Here is a 20,199-nt window from a genome sequence, read left to right as displayed (position 1 = left end):
CGTGCGAGGGGTTATTCCGGCTCGACCTGTGAGGTTGTCCGGGTACGCCGGCGCAGTCGGCGCACAACCCTTTTGCCTGCGGCCATGCCCGGCTTCTCGATGTAGAGGAAGCTCAGGCTGCTGAGCACAATCAGCAGGCAGCTGCTCAGGGCCGCCAGCAGCAGGAACACCAGCGGCTCTCTGGTATCCAGTGGCAGCCCCAGTGGCAGGCGTTGCAACATCAGCCAGATCAGGAAGCCGTGTAACAGGTAGGTGCTGTAGCTGATTTCACCCATCCAGCGAATGCTGCGCTTGGCCAATGCGCCAAACAGCGTATGCCCGGAGGCGATGATCGAGAACGCCAGGGTAAGCAACAGCAGCGGGAAGAACGCAAAGCTCTTGCGGAACAGGGTCAGCACGGCCATCAGCACAACCAATGCAATGACCCCTGCAACGGGCGTCCGGCTCCAGGCCAGCAGCCTGGGCGTGCGTACCCAGTACGCCGCGGCCACGCCACCGAGAAAGCTCATCAGAATGTGCTTTTTCAGCGAGTGCTCCCAACCTACCACCTGATACAGCGCATAGATGGCGATCAGGCACAGTGCAGTCTGTCGCCAGTCGCTGCGGTACAGAAACACCATCCCGAACAGCGGCAACGCCATATAGAAGAACACTTCGTAGCTCAGGGTCCAGGTGACGTTGGCAATCAGCCCGCCGGTTTGCGGGAATTGATTGATGTCCGGGCGATCAAAAAACAGCCAGGCCAGTATCTGGCCGGCAATCTCCAGCGGGGTGTCCTTGAGTGTCCAGTCCTGGATGTAGAACACGCTGACAATCACCAGCAGCATCAGCGGCAAATATAGCGGGTACAGGCGGAAAACCCGGGACACGGCGAAGGCCAGCCAGTCGTATTCACGGCCTTTCTCGAGCAAACGCCCCCAGAACAGAAAGGCCGTGATCATGAAAAACAAGGCCACGCTGGCCAGGCCGATCTGGGCGTAGAACCGGGTCGAGGGCATTTCAAATGCCCCGGTATGCAGGAACACCCAGGTAATGGCGGTGTGGTGAATGAACACACCAAAGGCCAAATAGCCGCGCAAGCCATCAACACTGCTATAGCGGCCTTGAGCTGAGTGCTCCAGATTGCGCTGGATGGTCGGCGACCACCGCAGCAGCAATGCTGACGTCATGATCGCCAGGCCATAGGCCAGCACCGCCCACAAGGGGTTACTGCTGTCCAGGCTCAAGGCGCGTTGGTTTGAGCAAGTGCCATAACCTGGTTGCGCAGGCTTGTAACGGCAGGGGCGGGAGCCAGGGTGGCATAACCTTGCAGCAGTTCGGGCAGTTGCTCTTCGAACAGCCAGCGACGGTCTTCGGGGTAGCGTTGCATATGCCGCAAGTTGCGCTGGCGCAGGGCTATGCGCAGTGCCGAAGGATAAAGATGCATGTCGGCGATATCGATCAGGGCGAACTCGCCATCGTCCATCAACAACACATTGCCCAAGTGCAGTGAGCGGAAGTAAACGCCCTTGTCATGCAGGATCGCCAGGAACTTGCCGAAGCGCTCGACCAGGGCCTGGCGCATGGCCGGCGAACCCATCGACTGCATGACCTGGCGCAGGGTCTGGCCGGGCAGTGGTTGGTACAGCACGGCAGTGCTGCCATTGCGCAACTGAAACAGGTCGAGGATTTTCGGCGCGGGAATGCCCATCGCCTGCAAGCGCTCACTGTTGACGGCAAAACGTTCCGAATAAGGGTTGAAGCTGCCCGAGGTATAGCAGCGGCGTGCGCGGAACAACTTGAGGAAGTTGCCGTTTTGCAGGCGCAGCACCTTGGGGCCCAAGCCATCTTCTTCAATCACCTGGGCATGGCTGGCAAGGGTATTGAAGGCGGCATCGGACAGGCGGTGAACCGGCCTGTCGCGCAGGGTCTTGATGCGCAGGCCGATATTCAGTGCGGCGATCAGGGCCAGCGGGATCCACAGCAGATACCAGTGTTCCTTGGGGCGCGAGATGATCCCTCCACCCTCGGTCAGGCCGGCACCGATACCGTATACCAGCCAGGCGGAGGCCAGGATGAACAACGGCTGCACGCGGTGACGCCAGCTGCTGTACAGGCCCCAGGCCTGCATGAACAACCAGGGCAGCAGGCCGAGCAAACCGACGTAGAACAGTACCCCGAGGAAAAAATTATGGGGCTCGCTCAGGGGGTCGTCGGGATATTGTGGCAACGTCAGAGACAAGTGCGCGTCATAGCCATGACCGACCCACGGGCTTTGCGCGATCAGATCCAGCGCCATCTGCCACAGTTCAAAGCGGAACGAGCTGCCGCGGCTGACGAGCATGTCCCAGAACAGCGTGGCCACCACAATGCCCCCTGCAGCGAGCATGCTGATCAGGGCCAGTGAGCGACGGTTCCAGCAGATAAAGCTGAGCCAGACCATGGTCATGACGATGGCCAGCAGCGGGGTTCGGGAGCCGGTGGCGATCACCGCCGCAAACATGATGACAAAGGCGGGAATGGCCACAAACAGGGCTGGCGGGCGCTTGCAGGTCATGCCCAGGGTTAGCCAGTAGATGCAAAAGAACCCGAATGCGTGGGAGCTGAGCAGCGGATTGTCGAAAGCACCGGCTCCGATCATCCGCAGTTGCGGATCATGGTTGGGGTAGAACATGTACAGGTTGTACAGGGTCGCGACCAGGGCAATGACAGCGGCACCAAAAATGACCGGCTGCAGGCTGTCACTGCGGTATTTGACCAGCAATGTACCGCCCGCGAACAGCATGAACAGGTGCAGCGGGGGTTTGAACAGGCCGAGAATGCTCTCCTCGGTGTTGCTCCAGATCAGGCTGACCATGGCCCAGGCAGCAAACAGCAGGAAGCCTGCGATCAACGGTTCACGCAAGATGTCCCGGAGTTCTTTGGGCCGCAAGACAAGGGCAATCAGGGTCGGAATGCTGAACAGCCCGTAATACAGTTTGTGATGCAGGCTTCGTCCAGGTAGAAAATAAAGGTCGGATAAAAGTAATAAAAGGCCGACAGGCAGCAGCCATAGGCAAATGAAATCAAACACCCGTTGTTTTGAATAATTTAAGTAGCTCAATTGCATGCTGAAAGGTTCGTTCCAGATTTTGGACGGCCATACTAGCGCACTGGCCCTGTAGTGTCGTTTTTACTGCCCCACGAGGCCGGGCTACAAGCGGCAGTCAGTACACCAGAGAAGCTGTGATAAAGTCAGCTTCCTTTTTTACTAACCGCCGCGTGATATGACCGAATCCAGCCCCAGCACAAGCGAATCGAGCTTGAAGATATATCTGCGCCTGCTCAGCTATGTCCGGCCTTATGTCGGCCTGTTCCTGCTGAGTATCGTCGGGTTTCTTATTTTCGCTTCGACCCAGCCAATGCTTGGTTACATCCTCAAGTATTTCGTCGATGGCCTGTCCAATCCGGACGCAGTGCTGTTTCCTTCCGTTCCCTATTTGCGTGATCTGCGCCTGTTGCAGGTCGTGCCGATCCTGATTGTGTTGATCGCCGCATGGCAGGGCCTGGGATCCTTCCTGGGCAACTACTTCCTGGCCAAGGTCTCCCTGGGCCTGGTACACGACTTGCGGGTTCAGCTGTTCAACAACCTGCTGGTCTTGCCCAACCGCTATTTCGACAAGCACAACTCGGGCCATCTGATCTCCCGTATTACCTTCAACGTGACCATGGTCACCGGTGCTGCCACCGATGCGATCAAGGTGGTGATCCGTGAAGGTATGACAGTCGTATTCCTGTTTGGCTCGTTGCTGTGGATGAACTGGCGCCTGACGCTGGTTATGGTCGCGATCTTGCCACTGATTGCGGTCATGGTGAGCACAGCCAGCAAAAAATTCCGCAAGCAAAGCAAGAAGATTCAGGTGGCGATGGGTGACGTAACCCACGTTGCCTCGGAAACCATCCAGGGCTACCGCGTTGTGCGCAGCTTTGGCGGTGAGGCGTATGAGCGCAAGCGCTTCCTGCAGGCGAGCCAGAGCAACACCGACAAGCAACTGCGCATGACCCGCACCGGGGCTATCTATACCCCGATGCTGCAACTGGTCATCTATGTAGCTATGGGCATCCTGATGTTCCTGGTGCTTTACCTTCGTGGTGACTCGTCGCCTGGCGACATGATCGCCTACATCACCCTGGCCGGCCTGTTACCCAAGCCGATTCGTCAGCTGTCTGAAGTCAGCTCGACGATCCAGAAGGGTGTAGCGGGTGCCGAAAGCATCTTTGAACAGCTGGATGAGAAACCGGAGGTCGATACCGGCACTGTTGAGCGCGACCACGTCACTGGCCGTCTGGAAGTGCGCAATCTGAGCTTCACCTACCCGGACACCGACCGTCAGGTGCTCAGGGACGTGAGCTTTTCGGCCGAACCGGGGCAAATGGTGGCATTGGTGGGGCGTTCCGGCAGTGGCAAGTCGACATTGGCGAACCTGATTCCGCGTTTCTATCACCACACAGCGGGCGAAATTCTGCTCGATGGTGTTGAAATCGAAGATTACCGTCTGCTCAACCTGCGCCGTCATATTGCCCAGGTAACCCAGCATGTGACCCTGTTCAGCGATACCGTGGCCAACAATATTGCCTACGGTGACCTGGCGGGTGCCCCGCGTGCCGACATCGAAAAAGCCGCGCGTGATGCTTACGCGATGGACTTTATCGAGCAATTGCCACAAGGCCTGGACACCCAGGTCGGTGAGAACGGCGTGCTGCTTTCCGGCGGTCAGCGTCAGCGTCTGGCAATTGCCCGGGCGTTACTCAAAAACGCACCGCTGCTGATCCTGGATGAGGCCACCTCGGCGCTGGATACCGAGTCCGAGCGCCATATCCAGGCGGCACTCGACCACGTCATGAAAGGTCGCACCACGCTGGTGATCGCTCACCGGCTGACCACCATCGAGAAAGCCGATCTGATTCTGGTGATGGATCAGGGCCAGATTGTCGAGCGCGGTACCCATGCCGAGCTGATGGCGCAAAACGGTTACTACGCACGCTTGCACTCGATGGGGCTTGATGCGCCTGAGGTCTCCGGCGATATCGCCTGAGGCCTATACTGATACCTGTGGAGGCAGGCCTGCCTCCACGGGGAATCTTCATCTTGAGTCTTGTAGCTCATGTCTGATTCTCATTCGCTGCGATTAATACCGTGAACTGACCTGCGTTCACCCTGTGTTAATATCGCGCCCCTGTTCATTTTGTATGTGGGTTGTCCATGAAGTTGTCCATGCCGCGATTCGATCAAGCCCCTGTCTTGGTGGTAGGCGATGTCATGCTCGACCGTTATTGGCATGGCGGGACCTCACGGATTTCCCCTGAGGCGCCGGTGCCGGTGGTCAAGGTCGAGCAAATCGAAGACCGCCCGGGCGGCGCTGCCAACGTTGCGCTCAACATCGCTGCACTGGGCGCGCCTGCCTCGCTGGTGGGGGTGACCGGCGACGACGAAGCCGCCGACAGCCTGGCCAACCGGCTCAAGGGTGCGGGTGTTCGTGCACTGTTCCAGCGTATTGCGCACCAGCCGACCATCGTCAAGCTGCGGGTCATGAGCCGTCACCAGCAATTGCTGCGTATCGATTTCGAAGAACCGTTTGCCACCGACGCCCTGGCGTTGGGCGCTGAAGTTGAAAACCTGCTTGAAGGCATCAAGGTGCTGGTGCTGTCCGACTACGGCAAGGGTGCCCTGAAAAACCATCAGGTGCTGATCCAGGCCGCACGTGCCAGGGGCATTCCGGTGCTGGCCGATCCCAAGGGCAAGGATTTTTCGATCTACCGTGGCGCCAGCCTGATTACGCCAAATCTCAGTGAGTTTGAAACCATCGTCGGTGGTTGCACCGACGAGGCCGACCTGGTGGCCAAGGGCGCCAAGCTGATGGCAGATCTGGACCTGGGTGCCTTGCTGGTGACCCGTGGCGAACATGGCATGACCCTGTTGCGTCCGGGCTTTGCCGCCATGCACCTACCGGCCCGTGCCCGAGAAGTGTTTGACGTAACAGGGGCTGGCGATACCGTCATCTCAACCCTGGCCGCAGCCATTGCTGCCGGTGAAGAACTGCCCCACGCCGTGGCCCTGGCCAATCTGGCGGCGGGTATTGTGGTCGGCAAGCTGGGTACGGCAGCCATCAGTGCGCCGGAACTGCGTCGGGCGATCCAGCGCTCAGAAGGGTCGGAGCGTGGTGTGCTGAGCCTCGATCAGCTGTTGCTGGCCATCGAAGATGCGCGGGCGCACAACGAAAAAATCGTCTTCACCAATGGTTGTTTCGATATTTTGCATGCCGGGCATGTGACCTATCTGGAGCAAGCGCGGGCCCAGGGCGATCGTTTGATCGTTGCAGTCAACGATGATGCTTCGGTGAGTCGCCTCAAGGGTCCGGGTCGCCCGATCAATAGTGTGGACCGTCGCATGGCGGTACTGGCCGGTCTGGGCGCCGTGGACTGGGTGATCAGCTTTCCTGAAGCCACGCCGGAAAACCTGCTGGCTCAGGTCAAGCCTGACGTGCTGGTCAAAGGCGGTGATTACGGCATCGATCAGGTGGTTGGCGCCGATATCGTGGCCGCCTATGGCGGTACGGTTAAAGTGTTGGGGCTGGTTGAAAACAGCTCGACCACAGCCATTGTCGAGAAAATTCGCGGTCAGTGATCGACCGCACACCCCCTGTGGGAGCGGGCTTGCTCGCGATCGGGTCGACTCGGTGTAACTGAAAAACCGAGTTGTCTGAATCGCGAGCAAGCCCGCTCCCACATTTGAATCTAAGACTTTTTCACCACCTTCCTGAAAATCTGCCGCGCCTTGCCGGTCAGGCGCTTGAGCCGTGACTCGGGTTTGGGCGGGGTTAAACCCTGTTGCCGAACCCAATCCTTCCAGCGAATCCGCTCGTCATGGACCACCCAGCCGTCCTGCGGTGCAAAGCTCTCGGCCAGCCGCACGCCACGGGTACTGGCAGGTTGCAGGCGGTCTTTGCTCAGGGTGTATAACTCGGCGCAGGGCCGGCCTTCCGTGAGCGGGATCAGGTACAGATCCGGGCGCTTGCGGTCCAGCCGCGCTACCAATTGATCCCCTTCAAGCCGCTCTTCGACATGGAAAAGGCTCAGGGACTTGGCCTCTTTGGGCACTTCCAGACGCAGGTCGTAAATCAGTTGCAGCGATGCTGTCGGCAAGTGCACGTAGGTCCGTGGCCGCTCCAGCAAGGGCTGGCTGCCACAGCTTACAGGCCGTGTCGCACCGGACAGGGGGGTCAGGCGAAAGGGCATGGCCTCGCGGTAATGCAGCGCGGCGGCGTAGGGCGCAGGCAGCCATGTTTCATTGAACCGCCCGCTCAGCCAGCCTTCGGGGGTTTCCAGCAGGCACTCTTCGGCAATCTCCTGGATGGCTGTGTGCAGGGGCAGGCTGACCTCGTGGGCTGGCACGTAACCAGAGATCAGCTTGAGCACCACATCGCCCCGATCCTGACGACGCTGACGTACCAGCACCCAGTAGTCGCGACCTTGCCAACTCATGGTCAGTCGCACGGATACGCCAAGGTTGGCCAGCTCCAGCGAAAAACGCTCATTATCGGCAACCTTGACCGGGCGGCGCTTTAGCAGGGTCTGCGCGAAGTTCAACGGCATGCCGATGCTTTGATAGCTCAAGCCCTCTGGCGTGGCTTCGACAAATAACGGCAGGGTTTTGAAGTCGCTGGGGTTCTTGCGGATCAGCATGCGCGGCATGTCGGCTCCTCCTTGCGTCGGGGTCGGCCGCGTCGGCGGCTTCAGGTTTTACGCAGAACCTGCGCAACGGTCGCCACGTTATGGGCCAAGTGCAGCGGATTGATGGTGCCGACAATAGCACTGGCAACCCCGTGATGGCCAAACACCAGTTCGAAGCTGGCGCGCACCGGATCGACCCCAGGGCTCAAGCACACATGCCCGCTGGCCAGCGCCTTTTTAACCAGAATGGCCTTGCCGTGGGCCGCGGCGTAATCGATCACCGGCCGCTCGGCCTGTTCATTGAGGTTGTAGGTGACCATCGCGCAATCACCGGTTTCCAAGGCCTTGAGCCCTCCTTCAACGGTTTTGCCCGACAAGCCGAAACCGCGAATCTTGCCCTCGCGTTTGAGTTCGGCCAGGGTCTCGTAGACCTCGCACTCATTGAGAACCGCAAGGTCATTGCCGTCAGAGTGCACCAGTACCAGATCGATAAAGTCCGTTTCAAGACGTTGCAGGCTGCGCTCAACGGAGTGGCGGGTATGCGCAGCGCTGAAGTCGTGACTCGACTGGCCGTCGACAAACTCTTCGCCGACCTTGCTGACGATCACCCAGTCCTGGCGCTGACCACGCAATAGCGGGCCAAGGCGTTCTTCACTGCGGCCATAGGCGGGGGCGGTGTCGATCAGGTTGATGCCCAGGTCGCGGCTGAGCTTGAGCAGCATCTGCGCTTCGTTATCATCCGGAATCTTGAAGCCGCTGGGGTACTTGACCCCCTGGTCGCGGCCCAGCTTGACGGTGCCCAGCCCCAGTGGCGAAACCAGCAGGCCGGTACTGCCCAGCGGGCGATGGAAGTCGTGCAGGGTTGGCTGGCTCATGGCAAAAGTTGCTCCCACGCGGTTTTTCCCAGGGGTGGACGTGGCAGCGGAGGGAGGGCCGGTGCATTGCCCGGTTTGATTCCGTCGTGCTCCAGCGCTTGCAGCACCCGGTCAGAGAAGTCCGGTGCCAGTGCCAGCTTGGTCGGCCAGCCGACCAGCAGACGGCCCTGGTCCGAGAGAAAAGCGTTGTCCGGGCGTACCAGCCCCGACTGCGCAGGCTCGGCACGGTTGACCCGCAACGTGGCCCACTGCGCCTGGCTCAGGTCAACCCAGGGCAGCAGGTTGCCCAGCTCTTTTTTCGCCACGGCGATTTGCTCGGCAGGTTCGCGGGCCACGCCATCGGCTTCGGCGATATCACCGCCCAGATACCACACCCACTCGCCATTGGCCGCGGGGTGAGTGGTTACCGTAATGCGTGGCTTGGGCCCACCGCCCAGGCAGTGGGCGTACAGCGGCTTGAGGCTGGGCCCCTTGACCAGCACCATATGCAGCGGGCGCAGTTGCTGGGCCGGAACGCTGATGCCGACACTGGCCAGCAGCTCGGCATTGCCGCCACCTGCACTGAACACAATACGCTGGGCGTGAATTTCGAGACCGTCGACCCGCAGGCCAATCAGTTCGTCGTTGTCAAACAGCGGCTCAATCACCTGCCCGGCCAGCAGGCCATCCCCCGCCAACTCCGCCAGACGCTCGATCAGGCTCGGGACGTCGACTACCAGCTCCGCCAGGCGATACACCTTGCCTTTGAAACGTGGATCTTGCAGGGCCGGGGGCAACTGGTCGCCCTTGACCTGATCGACCCGGCCACGCACGGCCTTGCTGGCAAAAAAGCTGGTGAGGTTGCCCGCGAGGGTGCCCGGCGACCACAGGTAATGGGCTTCGGAAAGAAGGCGCACACCACTCAGGTCGAGTTCGCCGTCGCCGGCAAGGGCTTCGCGCCAGCGGCGCGGCATATCGGCGATGGCTTCGGACGCCCCGGTCAGGGCACCGTGCAGTGCATACTTGGCGCCGCCATGAATGATGCCTTGAGATTTCACACTCTGCCCGCCCCCCAGGCTTTCACGCTCGACCACAATCGTGGAGAAGCCCTGGCGACGCAGGCGGGCATTGAGCCAAAGGCCGGCAACCCCAGCGCCGACAATCAGCACGTCGGTGGAAATAACAGATGGCATGGGCGACCTCGGCGTTTAAAGACAAAGACCGCAAGTATACAGCCTGATCCACAACCTGGCCTGAGCCTGTAAACCTGCGTAGCAGCTGCCGAAGGAACGAGGTGTGGTGTTTTCGTTGCTGGATTCAATGCCCCGCTGTTTTCGAGAACAGTTGAATCACCACCACCCCCAGCACAATCAGGCCCATGCCGAGCATGGCCGGGATGTCGAGTTTTTGCCCGTAGATAAACAGCGCTGCGACACTCACCATCACAATGCCCATACCCGCCCACACCGCGTAAGCCACGCCCACGGGAATGGTTCGCACCACCAGGGTCAGCATCCAGAATGCCGTGGCGTAACCGGCAATCACCAGGATCAGCGGCAGCGGTGTGCTGAAACCCTTGATCGCTTTCATGGAGACGGTGGCGATGACTTCGGCGCAAATGGCAATGGCCAGGTAATAGTAGGCGTTCATGGTGGAGTCCTGAGTGTGGAGCGGGGCAATTTAGCAGCAAGGCATTCTAGTAGTTGTGAAAGTGTGTAGTGCGTTCTGGTTGCGACAGGGTAGGGAGTATTCGGTGCCATCATCGTGAATACTTTTTCAAGTAAACTCCGCACCCATGAATAGAACTCTCTACACCTTGCTGTTTCATCTGGGGCTGCCACTGGTGGCGATTCGATTGTGGCTGCGGGCGCGCAAGGCGCCCGCTTATGCCCGGCGTATTGGTGAGCGTTTCGCCTTGAATCTGCCGACCCTGCAGCCGGGGGGGATCTGGGTGCATGCGGTCTCGGTGGGCGAGAGCATCGCTGCCGCGCCGATGATTCGTGAGCTGCTAAAACGTTACCCACAGCTGCCAATCACAGTGACGTGTATGACACCCACCGGGTCCGAGCGGATCCAGGCGCTGTTCGCGAATGAGCCGCGTATTCAGCATTGCTACCTGCCTTACGACTTGCCGTGGGCGGCCGCGCGCTTTTTGAATCGCGTGCAACCCAAACTCGCGGTCATCATGGAAACCGAGTTGTGGCCCAATCATATCCATCAGTGTGCCAAGCGCGGCATACCGGTGGCGCTCGCCAATGCCCGCTTGTCGGCACGCTCGGCCAAGGGCTATGGCCGCTTCGCCCGCCTGACCCGGCCCATGTTGGAAGAAATGAGCCTGATTGCCGTGCAGACCGAAACCGAAGCCGAGCGCTTTCGTCAATTGGGTGCACGATCTGAGTGCGTTGAGGTCACCGGCTCGATCAAGTTTGACCTGACCATTGACCCCCAGCTGCTGGTCGATGCCCGGGAGCTGCGTGAGCAGTGGCAGGCTCTGGCTCGCCCGGTATGGATTGCAGCCAGCACCCACGAGGGGGAGGACGAGATTGTACTCGCGGCCCATCGGCAATTGCTTGGCCATTACCCCAATGCGTTGCTGATGCTGGTGCCTCGGCACCCGGAGCGCTTCAATCAGGTATTCGAGCTGTGCCAGCGCGAAGGGTTTGCCACGGTGCACCGTTCCAGTGGCGAGCCGGTCACCGCGAGTACCCAGGTCATGCTGGGCGATACCATGGGTGAATTGCTGTTTTTGTACGCGCTGGCAGACACCGCTTTTGTGGGGGGCAGTCTGGTTCCCAATGGCGGGCACAACCTGCTGGAACCGGCGGCGCTGGCCAAACCGGTGTTGAGCGGGCCACATCTGTTCAACTTTCTGGAAATCAGCGCGATGCTGCGCGACGCCGGAGCACTGGAAGAAGTGGACGACGTCCAAGGGCTGGCGCTGGCGGTACAGCGCTTGTTCGAGTTGCCGCAAGACGCCCGGCGCATGGGCCAGGCGGGCCTTAAAGTCATGCAGCGCAATCAGGGCGCCTTGCAGCGGTTGCTCGATGGCCTGGGACGGTTGATGTCGCGCTAGTCGGCCAGTGGCAGAAACCAGCGTTCGGCCAGGTCTTTACCAATCTGGCCGCGATGCACGTTTACGATGGCAGGGGCAGTTTTAGCCTTGTCCAGCTGGACGATGTAGCTGAATTTTCGCTGCTCTTTTGTCTTCAAGTGAGCGGCCGTGTAGTTCGCTTTCGGGGTATGGGCCTCGTCATAGTGAAAATGGGCATACCACAGCGGGCTGCCCTGGCGGTCGTTGACGGCGTACTCCTGCATATAGTCCTGCCGCTCACCGGTTAACGGGATGCGCTTGCCTAGCCCCGCTATCTGGACCTGTTTCTCATCAATCAGGTACTGCAGGTTGCCATGGGTCGGCGGCAGTTCGAAGCTCAACTTGATGCGCATCTCCCTGCCTTCCCTGATCATTTTTTGGGCAGCACTGCGCATGCTGTCGATCAGGGTCTGATCGTCCTGGGACCTTGAATCCTCGGCTTGGGTCTGCAGGGCCAAGTGCAGTTCAGTGGCCAGCTTGTCGAGCTTATTGGCTTCGCGAATGAGTTCTTCCTCGACTTCCTGCGGGTAGCGGGTACTCATGCTGTGCACTGTGGCCTTGTGCAGATGCCATTCGGACAAGGCGTAAAGTTTGCGCGCATCACCCTTGATGATATTCAGTGCCCGTGTGCGCGGTGATTCAGTGCGCACGGTTTTAATCTCGATCCATTCGTCCTCGTGCTGCAAATAAGTCGACAGTAATTGCTCGTCATAGTCTGAGCGGATTTCAATGACATCACTCAGCCATTCGTTGTCTGCGGGCCGGAGTTCGCCGATCAATTTGCCCTTGCCACGGACATGAATCACTTTTTTGGAGCGACTGCCAGCGGTAGGTGGAGTGCGCTTTCCAGGTCTTTGTGCGGGGGGCTGCGGGGGCGGCTTGATCTCGGCCGCCAGTTGGCGGGTGACATCCTGATAGAGCTCTGTCAGCAACAGACGAAGCTTTTTGAAGTACTCGGGATCCAGTTCATCGGCATACATCAAGCCAATGCCTTCCAGGGCATCCAGCGCCTGGCCGTAGTTCTCCACCAGGCTGTCCAGTACCTCGAGGCGTTTGTCAGCGTCGATTTCCAGAGTATTGAGCTGGTTATGGGTGTGGGTGTGCTCATTGAGCGGGTCAATGGCGCTATCAAGGCTTTCTTCTGTGAGACTGCTTGCGGAGGGGGTGGAGCTGGCCTGTTTCAGGCAGTCGAGCTGAAAACCCTTGAGAGTCAGGCTGGTATGTCCAGCCGCAGGTATTGAACGGGCCAGTTCGGTAGCGGCAGCGATGCCCGCTTCGCCGAAGTTGTACAACTGCTCCAGATAGCCGTCTCTTTGTTCGATACGTTCTATCGTGATCTCGTTGATTGCCACCTGCTCGCGGTTTGACTGTGCATACCCCTGGGGGTCTGCCTGTACCGCGGCCTCGATATCAGCGTCCTCTGCATTGAACTGCGGCCACTTGTTGATCAGGGCTCTTTGTTCGTTTGCCGAGACAACCAGGGAGATGATCCGGTTGTCGAAGGACTTCTCCAGCATGGAAATCACGATCGTTTCGTGAAAGGGGATATCAAGCTTGCTGCGTTCCTCGGCAGTGGCCAGCAATGCCTGGTAACCGCTCAACTCCGCGTGCAGTGCGGTTTTGAGCCTCTCGCGTAAAGCGGCGAGCTGCTCGGCAGTGAAGCGTGGGTCTGCCATTGCACTTCTCAGGGCGCTGTGGGTGATATCAACGGCCTTCTGCCGCGGAGCTTCAAGGGGGTAAAAGTCAGTCAGCTGTGTTTGCAGTTCACTTTTACGCCGGGCTTTTTGCGCTTGCAGGGACGCTATGCGTCTGGAGAGGCCCCCAGCCTGTAAACGCAGGCGGGTGTCTACAAACCAATTACCTTTACCATCCGTTCTCAGGTTCGGGCCAATGCGATTGATATCGGTGCTTGAAGAGATGGCGACATTATCTTCGCTGTCGATGTGCACGGGGTACAGCCCTTCACCGAGCAAGGCGTGCCACTTCTGATCAATTAAATAAAGCCCCTTGAACAGGCCGTCGGGTATCGGAGGCGGTAAAGTTTCGGGTCGCGCCACCTTGAAACTGGCCAACAGCTCGCGTCTGCTGGCAGTCAGGCGATCGCTGGCGCTGGCGATGCCCAAGTCCAGCTCGGTGCTGCGGGCACCAGGCAACTCGCCGGGCAGGGCCACGATGCCCGTGACAATTTTGGGCGGCTCCGGCTCCGGCCAGATTTCGGCGATACGGGCCGGCGCCTGCGCTCGCAAGGCCTTGCTCATTAACCCTTCTGGAAGTGGTGTGAGTTTCTGCAGAGCCGTCTGGGACTGGTGGAACAGCAACATGCCCAGGTTAAGCAATACATCGGCGGCTGCCAGCTCGCGAGTCGCGGCGTCACTGCTGGCAAGAGCGGGGATGTCCTGGCTGGCCAGTTTCGCGACACTCAGCAAACCGCCGGTCAGCATGATGGGGGGTGGCAAGCCCGGCAGCAGCAACAGGCTGTTGAAAATCAGGCTGCCACCTTCCAGTAGCACCCCCCAGCGGCTTTCCGTATTGGACACCGAATCTGTGTTCGCCTGCTCCACCAGCGCCCTGGCATTACAGCCAAAGAGGTACTGCATCAACTGGCCGTTCTGTAGAAATTGCAGTAACTCGTCGCTGCCGTTGGTGGCCAGCCTGGCAGGACCCGGCCGTTCAATCGGAGCGAACTCACTGCCCAAACCGAAGCGCAGGTAATGTGGCTCCTTGAAGCCGCCGTTGTCGTAGATCGGACGGGCAATGTCACTCAACCAGGTCAGTACGCTGGTTTGCAGAGGCGAGGGCTCGACAATGGCGTCCAGCAGTGCGTCGCGGGTGCTGAACTCCAGCAGTGATGGCGAGTAAAAAGGCCGGTACAGCACATGTGGCCCATACTCGACGTTGGCCGGCTCGATGATAAACATGTTGCCCACAATGTCGGGCAGGGCTTCGGGGTGGCGTAGCAGGGCCAAATGACGAATGACCACTGCCAGTCCTTCGACCTGTTGCTCAGCGGCGCAGGTGTGTACCACTGCGGCCACATGGCGGGCGCCCAGCGGGGTCAGGCCATTTTGTTTTTTCAGGCTCAGTTCCAGCGCTTCCATCGGCAGTTGCACGCTGGTTTGAGTGGCGAAAAACCTTTCGCGCACCAGGGCGTCGGGTGTGTTGCTCAACAGTGCGTTTTCAAGATACTTGGGGTACACCCTGCCGATATCGACCTTTTCGATCAGCCCGCCGCGTCGGGTGATGTAGTCGGGCGTCAACCATCCTGGCAGTGGCTCCCCCAGGCGATGGCGCAGGCTGAGTGCACCTTCGGGCCGACCGATCAGATTTTTCAGGGACAGCTCGGTCAGGCTCATGGTGGTGCTCTCCACGATGCCGATGGTCCCGGGCAGGCCGGTGGCGGACAGAAAAGTCAGCTCGATATCATTGGGTGCAAACTGATCCATGCGCTCTTGCATGGGGATATCTTGCTCGAATTGTCGCTGGTCGGCGCGCATTTGCCAGTGCAACGCGTCGGCGGCATAGGTGTGGATGTCGCTGATGCCATACAGGTAGGTCTTGCCTTCGCTGGCCTGTTTGGCGGCATACAGGGCAAGGCTGTAATGGCGATAGCGTGCGATGCTGGCCGCTGACGCGTTATTCAGCCATTCGGGCAAGTGGTTTTTGACCGTTGTAAGGCTCTGCAAGGTGGCTTTGGGCGCGTCGGCAAAGTATGCCGAGGTATCCGTGATGGACCTGTAAACCCTTTGCAGTGCCTGCCAGCCGATACTGGACGGCACTTTTAGCGTGGCTGTGCGTTCAAGTTGCCGGTTCAGAATGGCGGCGGCGCTGGCATCGAAAAAATTACCCTCCAGCTCAAATTGCTTCATGCGAATTTCTTTTACGGTGTACGAGCTGATGATTTTCCTGGCCCAGGCCTGACCCAGTGTGGCCATGCTTTTAAAGGTGAGGGTGTCGCCGTCAGCTTTGCACATCAGCACCTGGTTTCGGGTGACCAGAGCAATCCTTGTATTGAGCCCGGAGTAAACCACCTCAGGATTCAGCAGGGTGGCTTCGAGCCAATAGGCGCGCACAGCGTTCTCGCCATACAGGCGGATACGCTCTTCGAGGTCAGGCGTGGTGATGATCTGGTTGATGGCAGCAAGGGCGGCCGGGTTCAGACCGGTTTGCCGAATTGCACCAATTGTCAGGGTGTCCCGCATCACATCGCTGAGCCACCGCCAGCGGCTGGTGCCGGTATCGGTTTTTTTTGTCCACCACTGGTGCAGTGCATTCTGCAGTCCGACGGGCAGGCGCCAGGGGAGCTCCTTGACCAGGCTTTCGATAACCTGCATATCCAGCTCACCGTCATCGGGCTTGAGCCAGTCGGGGGCGTTATCGGTCAGGTAGTAGGGTTGTGTGTTGACGGGGCTTAAATCCAGCGTGACACCGCTACCCAGGTAATCCAGCACCCGGGGCATGAACGGCTCCAGCGACCAGCCTCCACCGGGCCTGGGCACGGCCAGGCGGGTGCGTTCGAGGCTGATTCGCAGTGAGGGATAGCGCTGTGCAATGGCCGCTGCGAGCATTTGCCGGGCGACCGTTGTGAGTGGGGGCGGGTTGGCGAACTGTGCCCGTACGGCATTTTCGGGCAGGGCGAGGGAGGGCGAGGGGACTGTAGGCATGAGCGTTCCTGTGTTGCGTTCCAGAAGGTCATACGACCGATGCCGTATTAACTTCTGGAGCGTTCAAGGAACGGTGTTAGCTGGATATGTCAGCCAATCAAATTGCGCGAAAGTCAGTTGCCCGGCGAGCGCAGATTGGCTTCGGCGGCCTTGGCCAGGTCCGGTGGCAGAAAGTCCTTGTCCGGGTTGTAGTCGGCTTTCAAATAATGTGACAGCGCTTCCAGATCCCCCGGGTTCAACGTTCCTGCAGCTTGCTTGAGGCGCAGGTTGTCGAGGATGTAGTCGTAGCGACTGTTGTTGTAATCACGTACCGAGTTGTACAGCTGGCGCTGGGCGTCGAGCACGTCGACGATATTGCGTGTGCCCACCTGGTAGCCGATTTCCGTGGCTTCCAGTGCGCTCTGGTTGGAGATGATCGACTGTTTGCGTGCCTGCACCTGTTCAACGTCGGTATTGACCGCACGGTGCAGGTTGCGGGTGTTTTCCACCACCTGGCGGCGCAAGGCTTCACGCTGTTGTTCGGTCTGGTCCAGGCGCGAGTACGACTCGCGCACCTGGGAGCTGGTCAGCCCGCCGCTATAGATCGGGATATTCAACTGCACGCCGATGCTGCGCTGGGACACGTCGCCGCCGTAACGCTGGTTCAGGGCGTTGGGGTTGCTCAAACCGAAAGCGTCGTTGTCGCCGGTTTTGTACTGTGCCACGGCATCGAGGGTTGGCGCATGGCCAGCCTTGCGCTGCTTGAGGGTTTCTTCGGCGGCGTTTACCGCGTAATTGCTGGCCAGCAGGTTGAGGTTCTGCTGCGCGGCGGTGTCTACCCATGACTTGGCGTCATTGGGCATCGGCGGCAGGATCGGCAAGGTGTGACGCATGCCTTCAATCGCATTGTACTGGCGGTTGGTCAGGGTGATCAGCGATTCAAAAGCGTCTTCGACCTGACGCTGGGCCAGCATCCGGTTGGCCCGCGCCGTATCGTAGCTGGCCTGGGATTGCAGCACGTCAGTCTTGTCCGACAGACCCACGTCAAAACGCTCGCGGGACTGGTCCAGCTGGCGCTTGAACGCGGCCTCTTCGGCCTTGGTCGCCGCCAGTGTGTCCTGGGCGCGCAGTACCGAGAAGTAGGCATTGGCGCTTTGCAGAATCAGGTTTTGCTCGGTGGCCGAAAGTTGCAGTGCAGCCTGTTCGTTGATCGATTCGGCGGCTTTCAACTGGAACCAGCGGTCAATCCGGAAAATCGGCTGTGCCAGCGTGGCCTGATAGACCACGGCGCTGCGGGTGGTGGTCAGCGATGGCTGGTCGATGGCCGTGCGCACGTTGCTCGACTCGGCCCCCCCTGACAGGTTGGGCAGCAAGCCAGCACGGGCCTGGGGCACCACTTCCTTTTGCGCCTCGTAACCGGCGCGGGCCGCCGCCAGGTCGGCGTTGTTGTCGACCGCTTCGTGGTAAACGCTGACCAGACCGTTTTGGCTGGACAATGGGGCGGTGGTTTCCAGCGCCATTGCGCTGGACGCCCAAGACACGGCGATAGCCAGTGATAGTTTGCGCAGCATGAGCGATCCCTAGTTCAAGAATGCGAAAAATGAAAGCCCGAGTCCGACTCGCGGTTTCAAGAAGTAGCGAGTGTAGTAGTGGTGGCACCTTGCAACAATGCCGTTCTTGCGCCTTTTATCACGCCATTGATTGAGGGGTTGGCGTTCTGCCTCACTCTTCTCTAGACTGGGCCCGTTCTTGTCGGGGTGCCTTGCTATGAGGCTGAGATCGAATAATTTCGGATCCCGTTGAACCTGATCAGGTTAACGCCTGCGTAGGGAACAAGATTTCTCGTCTCCCGGCGAGTCCTCTTGAGTGCTGTCCGGGATTGATTGGTCAAAAAATGATCAATCATTCGAGGCCGTCACTCAGCACCCAGTCCTTGGGTGCATCCGTACATTTTTCAGGTTCTCCCTCCGACAATCCGCCTGGATGCAGTCTGGAGAGCCGTGATGAGTACAAAACCAAAAAACGCGATCAATCTCAGTGATTCGGCCAAGGTCGATGAGCAGTCGGTCAAGCCGTTTACCCGCTCGCAAAAAGTCTACGTACAGGGTTCGCGCCCGGACATTCTGGTGCCGATGCGTGAAGTCAGCCTGGATGTCACACCTACCGATTTTGGCGGTGAAGTGAACGCCCCGGTATTGATCTACGACACTTCGGGCCCGTATACCGACCCGTCGGTGCAAATTGATGTGCGCAAAGGTCTGGGCGATGTGCGCTCGGCGTGGATTGACGACCGTGACGACACCGAGCGCCTGCCGGGCCTGAGCTCCAACTTTGGGCAGATGCGCCTTGAAGATGCAGAGTTGACCAAACTGCGCTTCGCCCACGTGAAGAACCCGCGTCGGGCCAAGGCCGGTGCCAACGTCAGCCAGATGCACTATGCGCGTCAGGGCATCATCACCGCCGAGATGGAATACGTCGCCATCCGCGAAAACATGAAGCTGCAGGAAGCCCGCGCCGCCGGTTTGCTTGACCAGCAGCATCCGGGCCACAGCTTTGGCGCCAGCATCCCGAAAGAAATCACCGCCGAATTCGTGCGTGATGAAATCGCCCGCGGCCGCGCCATCATCCCGGCCAACATCAACCACGTTGAGCTGGAACCGATGATCATCGGTCGCAACTTCCTGGTGAAGATCAACGGCAATATCGGCAACAGTGCGCTGGGCTCTTCTATTGAAGAAGAAGTGGCCAAGCTGACCTGGGGCATTCGCTGGGGATCGGACACGGTCATGGACCTGTCCACCGGCAAGCACATTCACGAAACCCGCGAGTGGATCATCCGCAACTCGCCGGTGCCGATCGGTACGGTGCCGATTTACCAGGCGCTGGAAAAGGTCAACGGCGTGGCCGAAGACCTGACCTGGGAGCTGTTCCGCGACACCCTGATCGAGCAGGCCGAGCAGGGCGTGGACTACTTCACCATCCACGCAGGTGTGCTGCTGCGTTATGTGCCGCTGACCGCCAAGCGCGTGACCGGGATTGTGTCCCGTGGTGGTTCGATCATGGCCAAGTGGTGCCTGGCGCACCACAAAGAAAACTTCCTTTACACCCACTTCGACGAAATCTGCGAAATCATGAAAGCCTACGACGTCAGCTTCTCGCTGGGCGATGGCTTGCGTCCGGGATCGATTGCCGACGCCAATGACGCGGCGCAGTTCGGCGAGCTGGAAACCCTTGGCGAGCTGACCAAGATCGCCTGGAAGCACGACGTGCAGTGCATGATCGAAGGCCCTGGCCACGTGCCGATGCAGTTGATCAAGGAGAACATGGACAAGCAGCTGGAGTGCTGTGACGAGGCGCCGTTCTACACCCTCGGCCCGCTGACCACCGACATTGCGCCGGGTTACGACCACATCACCTCGGGCATTGGTGCGGCGATGATCGGCTGGTTCGGTTGCGCCATGCTTTGCTACGTGACGCCCAAGGAACACTTGGGCCTGCCGAACAAGGATGACGTGAAGACCGGGATCATCACCTACAAGATCGCGGCCCATGCTGCCGACCTTGCCAAGGGTCATCCAGGCGCTCAGATCCGCGACAACGCCCTGAGCAAGGCGCGTTTTGAGTTCCGTTGGGAAGATCAGTTCAACCTGGGCCTGGATCCGGACACGGCGCGCTCCTATCACGACGAAACGCTGCCCAAGGATTCGGCCAAGGTCGCGCATTTCTGCTCCATGTGCGGGCCGAAGTTCTGCTCGATGAAAATCACCCAGGAAGTTCGTATCTACGCCGCCAACCAGCGCATAAATGCCATCGACGTGGATGTGGCCAAAGGCCTGGCCGAACAGGCCGAGCGCTTCAAGCAGGAAGGCAGTCAGCTGTACAAAAAAGTGTGATGTAAGCAGTCCCCTTGTGGGTGCGGGCTTGC

General features: G+C 59.4%; 12 protein-coding genes and 1 riboswitch. Of the genes, 4 read left to right on the top strand and 8 right to left on the bottom strand.

Annotated elements, in window-relative coordinates:
* Positions 1 to 11 precede the first annotated feature (11 nt).
* Together PPTH39_RS18345 and PPTH39_RS18340 are read right to left on the bottom strand one after the other, a co-directional pair.
* On the bottom strand, positions 12 to 1,220 hold the full coding sequence (locus PPTH39_RS18345; RefSeq protein ID WP_232527670.1) for an acyltransferase family protein: 1,209 nt from the start codon (positions 1,218 to 1,220) through the stop codon (positions 12 to 14).
* A gap of 2 nt (positions 1,221 to 1,222) precedes the next feature.
* The gene (locus tag PPTH39_RS18340; RefSeq protein WP_095020185.1) at positions 1,223 to 3,088 is read right to left on the bottom strand and encodes a bifunctional O-antigen ligase/aminoglycoside phosphotransferase family protein; all 1,866 of its coding nucleotides are present in this window, start codon (positions 3,086 to 3,088) and stop codon (positions 1,223 to 1,225) included.
* 157 nt (positions 3,089 to 3,245) lie between these two features.
* Here PPTH39_RS18340 and msbA point away from each other — a divergent pair, with 157 nt between their 5' ends.
* Together msbA and hldE are read left to right on the top strand one after the other, a co-directional pair.
* On the top strand, positions 3,246 to 5,054 hold the full coding sequence (gene msbA, locus PPTH39_RS18335) for a lipid A export permease/ATP-binding protein MsbA (protein WP_095000924.1): 1,809 nt from the start codon (positions 3,246 to 3,248) through the stop codon (positions 5,052 to 5,054).
* A gap of 167 nt (positions 5,055 to 5,221) precedes the next feature.
* Positions 5,222 to 6,643, top strand: a complete 1,422-nt coding sequence (hldE, locus tag PPTH39_RS18330; protein ID WP_095000925.1) for a bifunctional D-glycero-beta-D-manno-heptose-7-phosphate kinase/D-glycero-beta-D-manno-heptose 1-phosphate adenylyltransferase HldE — start codon at positions 5,222 to 5,224, stop codon at positions 6,641 to 6,643.
* Positions 6,644 to 6,753: 110 nt separating this feature from the next.
* Here hldE and PPTH39_RS18325 read toward each other — a convergent pair whose 3' ends face one another.
* From PPTH39_RS18325 to PPTH39_RS18310, 4 genes are all read right to left on the bottom strand, one after another.
* The gene (locus PPTH39_RS18325; protein WP_095000926.1) at positions 6,754 to 7,710 is read right to left on the bottom strand and encodes a metal ABC transporter ATPase; all 957 of its coding nucleotides are present in this window, start codon (positions 7,708 to 7,710) and stop codon (positions 6,754 to 6,756) included.
* 41 nt (positions 7,711 to 7,751) lie between these two features.
* A complete protein-coding gene (locus PPTH39_RS18320) occupies positions 7,752 to 8,564 on the bottom strand; it encodes an aldo/keto reductase (RefSeq protein ID WP_095000927.1) in 813 nt (270 codons plus the stop codon).
* The gene (locus tag PPTH39_RS18315; protein ID WP_095017691.1) at positions 8,561 to 9,736 is read right to left on the bottom strand and encodes an NAD(P)/FAD-dependent oxidoreductase; all 1,176 of its coding nucleotides are present in this window, start codon (positions 9,734 to 9,736) and stop codon (positions 8,561 to 8,563) included. Before PPTH39_RS18315 ends, PPTH39_RS18320 begins: the two co-directional genes overlap by 4 nt.
* 124 nt (positions 9,737 to 9,860) lie before the next feature.
* Complete coding sequence (locus PPTH39_RS18310) at positions 9,861 to 10,193, bottom strand: DMT family transporter (protein WP_095000929.1); 333 nt, start codon at positions 10,191 to 10,193, stop codon at positions 9,861 to 9,863.
* Positions 10,194 to 10,338: 145 nt separating this feature from the next.
* Here PPTH39_RS18310 and waaA point away from each other — a divergent pair, with 145 nt between their 5' ends.
* On the top strand, positions 10,339 to 11,616 hold the full coding sequence (gene waaA, locus PPTH39_RS18305; RefSeq protein ID WP_130872280.1) for a lipid IV(A) 3-deoxy-D-manno-octulosonic acid transferase: 1,278 nt from the start codon (positions 10,339 to 10,341) through the stop codon (positions 11,614 to 11,616).
* Here waaA and PPTH39_RS18300 read toward each other — a convergent pair.
* Positions 11,613 to 16,295, bottom strand: a complete 4,683-nt coding sequence (locus tag PPTH39_RS18300; RefSeq protein WP_130872279.1) for a dermonecrotic toxin domain-containing protein — start codon at positions 16,293 to 16,295, stop codon at positions 11,613 to 11,615. The genes waaA and PPTH39_RS18300 overlap by 4 nt on opposite strands.
* Positions 16,296 to 16,408: 113 nt before the next feature.
* Entirely contained in the window at positions 16,409 to 17,845 is a 1,437-nt protein-coding gene (locus tag PPTH39_RS18295) for a TolC family outer membrane protein (RefSeq protein WP_095017688.1), read from the bottom strand.
* Positions 17,846 to 18,017: 172 nt separating this feature from the next.
* Positions 18,018 to 18,123, top strand: a riboswitch (TPP riboswitch).
* A 154-nt stretch (positions 18,124 to 18,277) separates the two neighbouring features.
* Here PPTH39_RS18295 and thiC point away from each other — a divergent pair.
* Positions 18,278 to 20,167 (top strand): phosphomethylpyrimidine synthase ThiC, encoded by a 1,890-nt coding sequence (gene thiC, locus PPTH39_RS18290; protein WP_130872278.1) that lies wholly within the window; start codon positions 18,278 to 18,280, stop codon positions 20,165 to 20,167.
* The last annotated feature ends 32 nt before the right edge of the window (positions 20,168 to 20,199 follow it).

Source organism: Pseudomonas bubulae, assembly GCF_900618535.1.
Lineage (GTDB): Bacteria > Pseudomonadota > Gammaproteobacteria > Pseudomonadales > Pseudomonadaceae > Aquipseudomonas > Aquipseudomonas bubulae.
This window is presented reverse-complemented; position numbering and strand designations above follow the sequence as displayed.

Bases quoted from the DNA above. Each gene is read 5' to 3' on its own strand.
- PPTH39_RS18295 (WP_095017688.1), bottom strand. From the start codon at position 17,845: ATGCTGCGCAAACTATCACTGGCTATCGCCGTGTCTTGGGCGTCCAGC.
- PPTH39_RS18320 (WP_095000927.1), bottom strand. From the start codon at position 8,564: ATGAGCCAGCCAACCCTGCACGACTTCCATCGCCCGCTGGGCAGTACC.
- PPTH39_RS18310 (WP_095000929.1), bottom strand. From the start codon at position 10,193: ATGAACGCCTACTATTACCTGGCCATTGCCATTTGCGCCGAAGTCATC.
- thiC (WP_130872278.1), top strand. From the start codon at position 18,278: ATGAGTACAAAACCAAAAAACGCGATCAATCTCAGTGATTCGGCCAAG.
- PPTH39_RS18325 (WP_095000926.1), bottom strand. From the start codon at position 7,710: ATGCCGCGCATGCTGATCCGCAAGAACCCCAGCGACTTCAAAACCCTG.
- hldE (WP_095000925.1), top strand. From the start codon at position 5,222: ATGAAGTTGTCCATGCCGCGATTCGATCAAGCCCCTGTCTTGGTGGTA.
- msbA (WP_095000924.1), top strand. From the start codon at position 3,246: ATGACCGAATCCAGCCCCAGCACAAGCGAATCGAGCTTGAAGATATAT.
- PPTH39_RS18340 (WP_095020185.1), bottom strand. From the start codon at position 3,088: ATGCAATTGAGCTACTTAAATTATTCAAAACAACGGGTGTTTGATTTC.
- waaA (WP_130872280.1), top strand. From the start codon at position 10,339: ATGAATAGAACTCTCTACACCTTGCTGTTTCATCTGGGGCTGCCACTG.
- PPTH39_RS18315 (WP_095017691.1), bottom strand. From the start codon at position 9,736: ATGCCATCTGTTATTTCCACCGACGTGCTGATTGTCGGCGCTGGGGTT.
- PPTH39_RS18300 (WP_130872279.1), bottom strand. From the start codon at position 16,295: ATGCCTACAGTCCCCTCGCCCTCCCTCGCCCTGCCCGAAAATGCCGTA.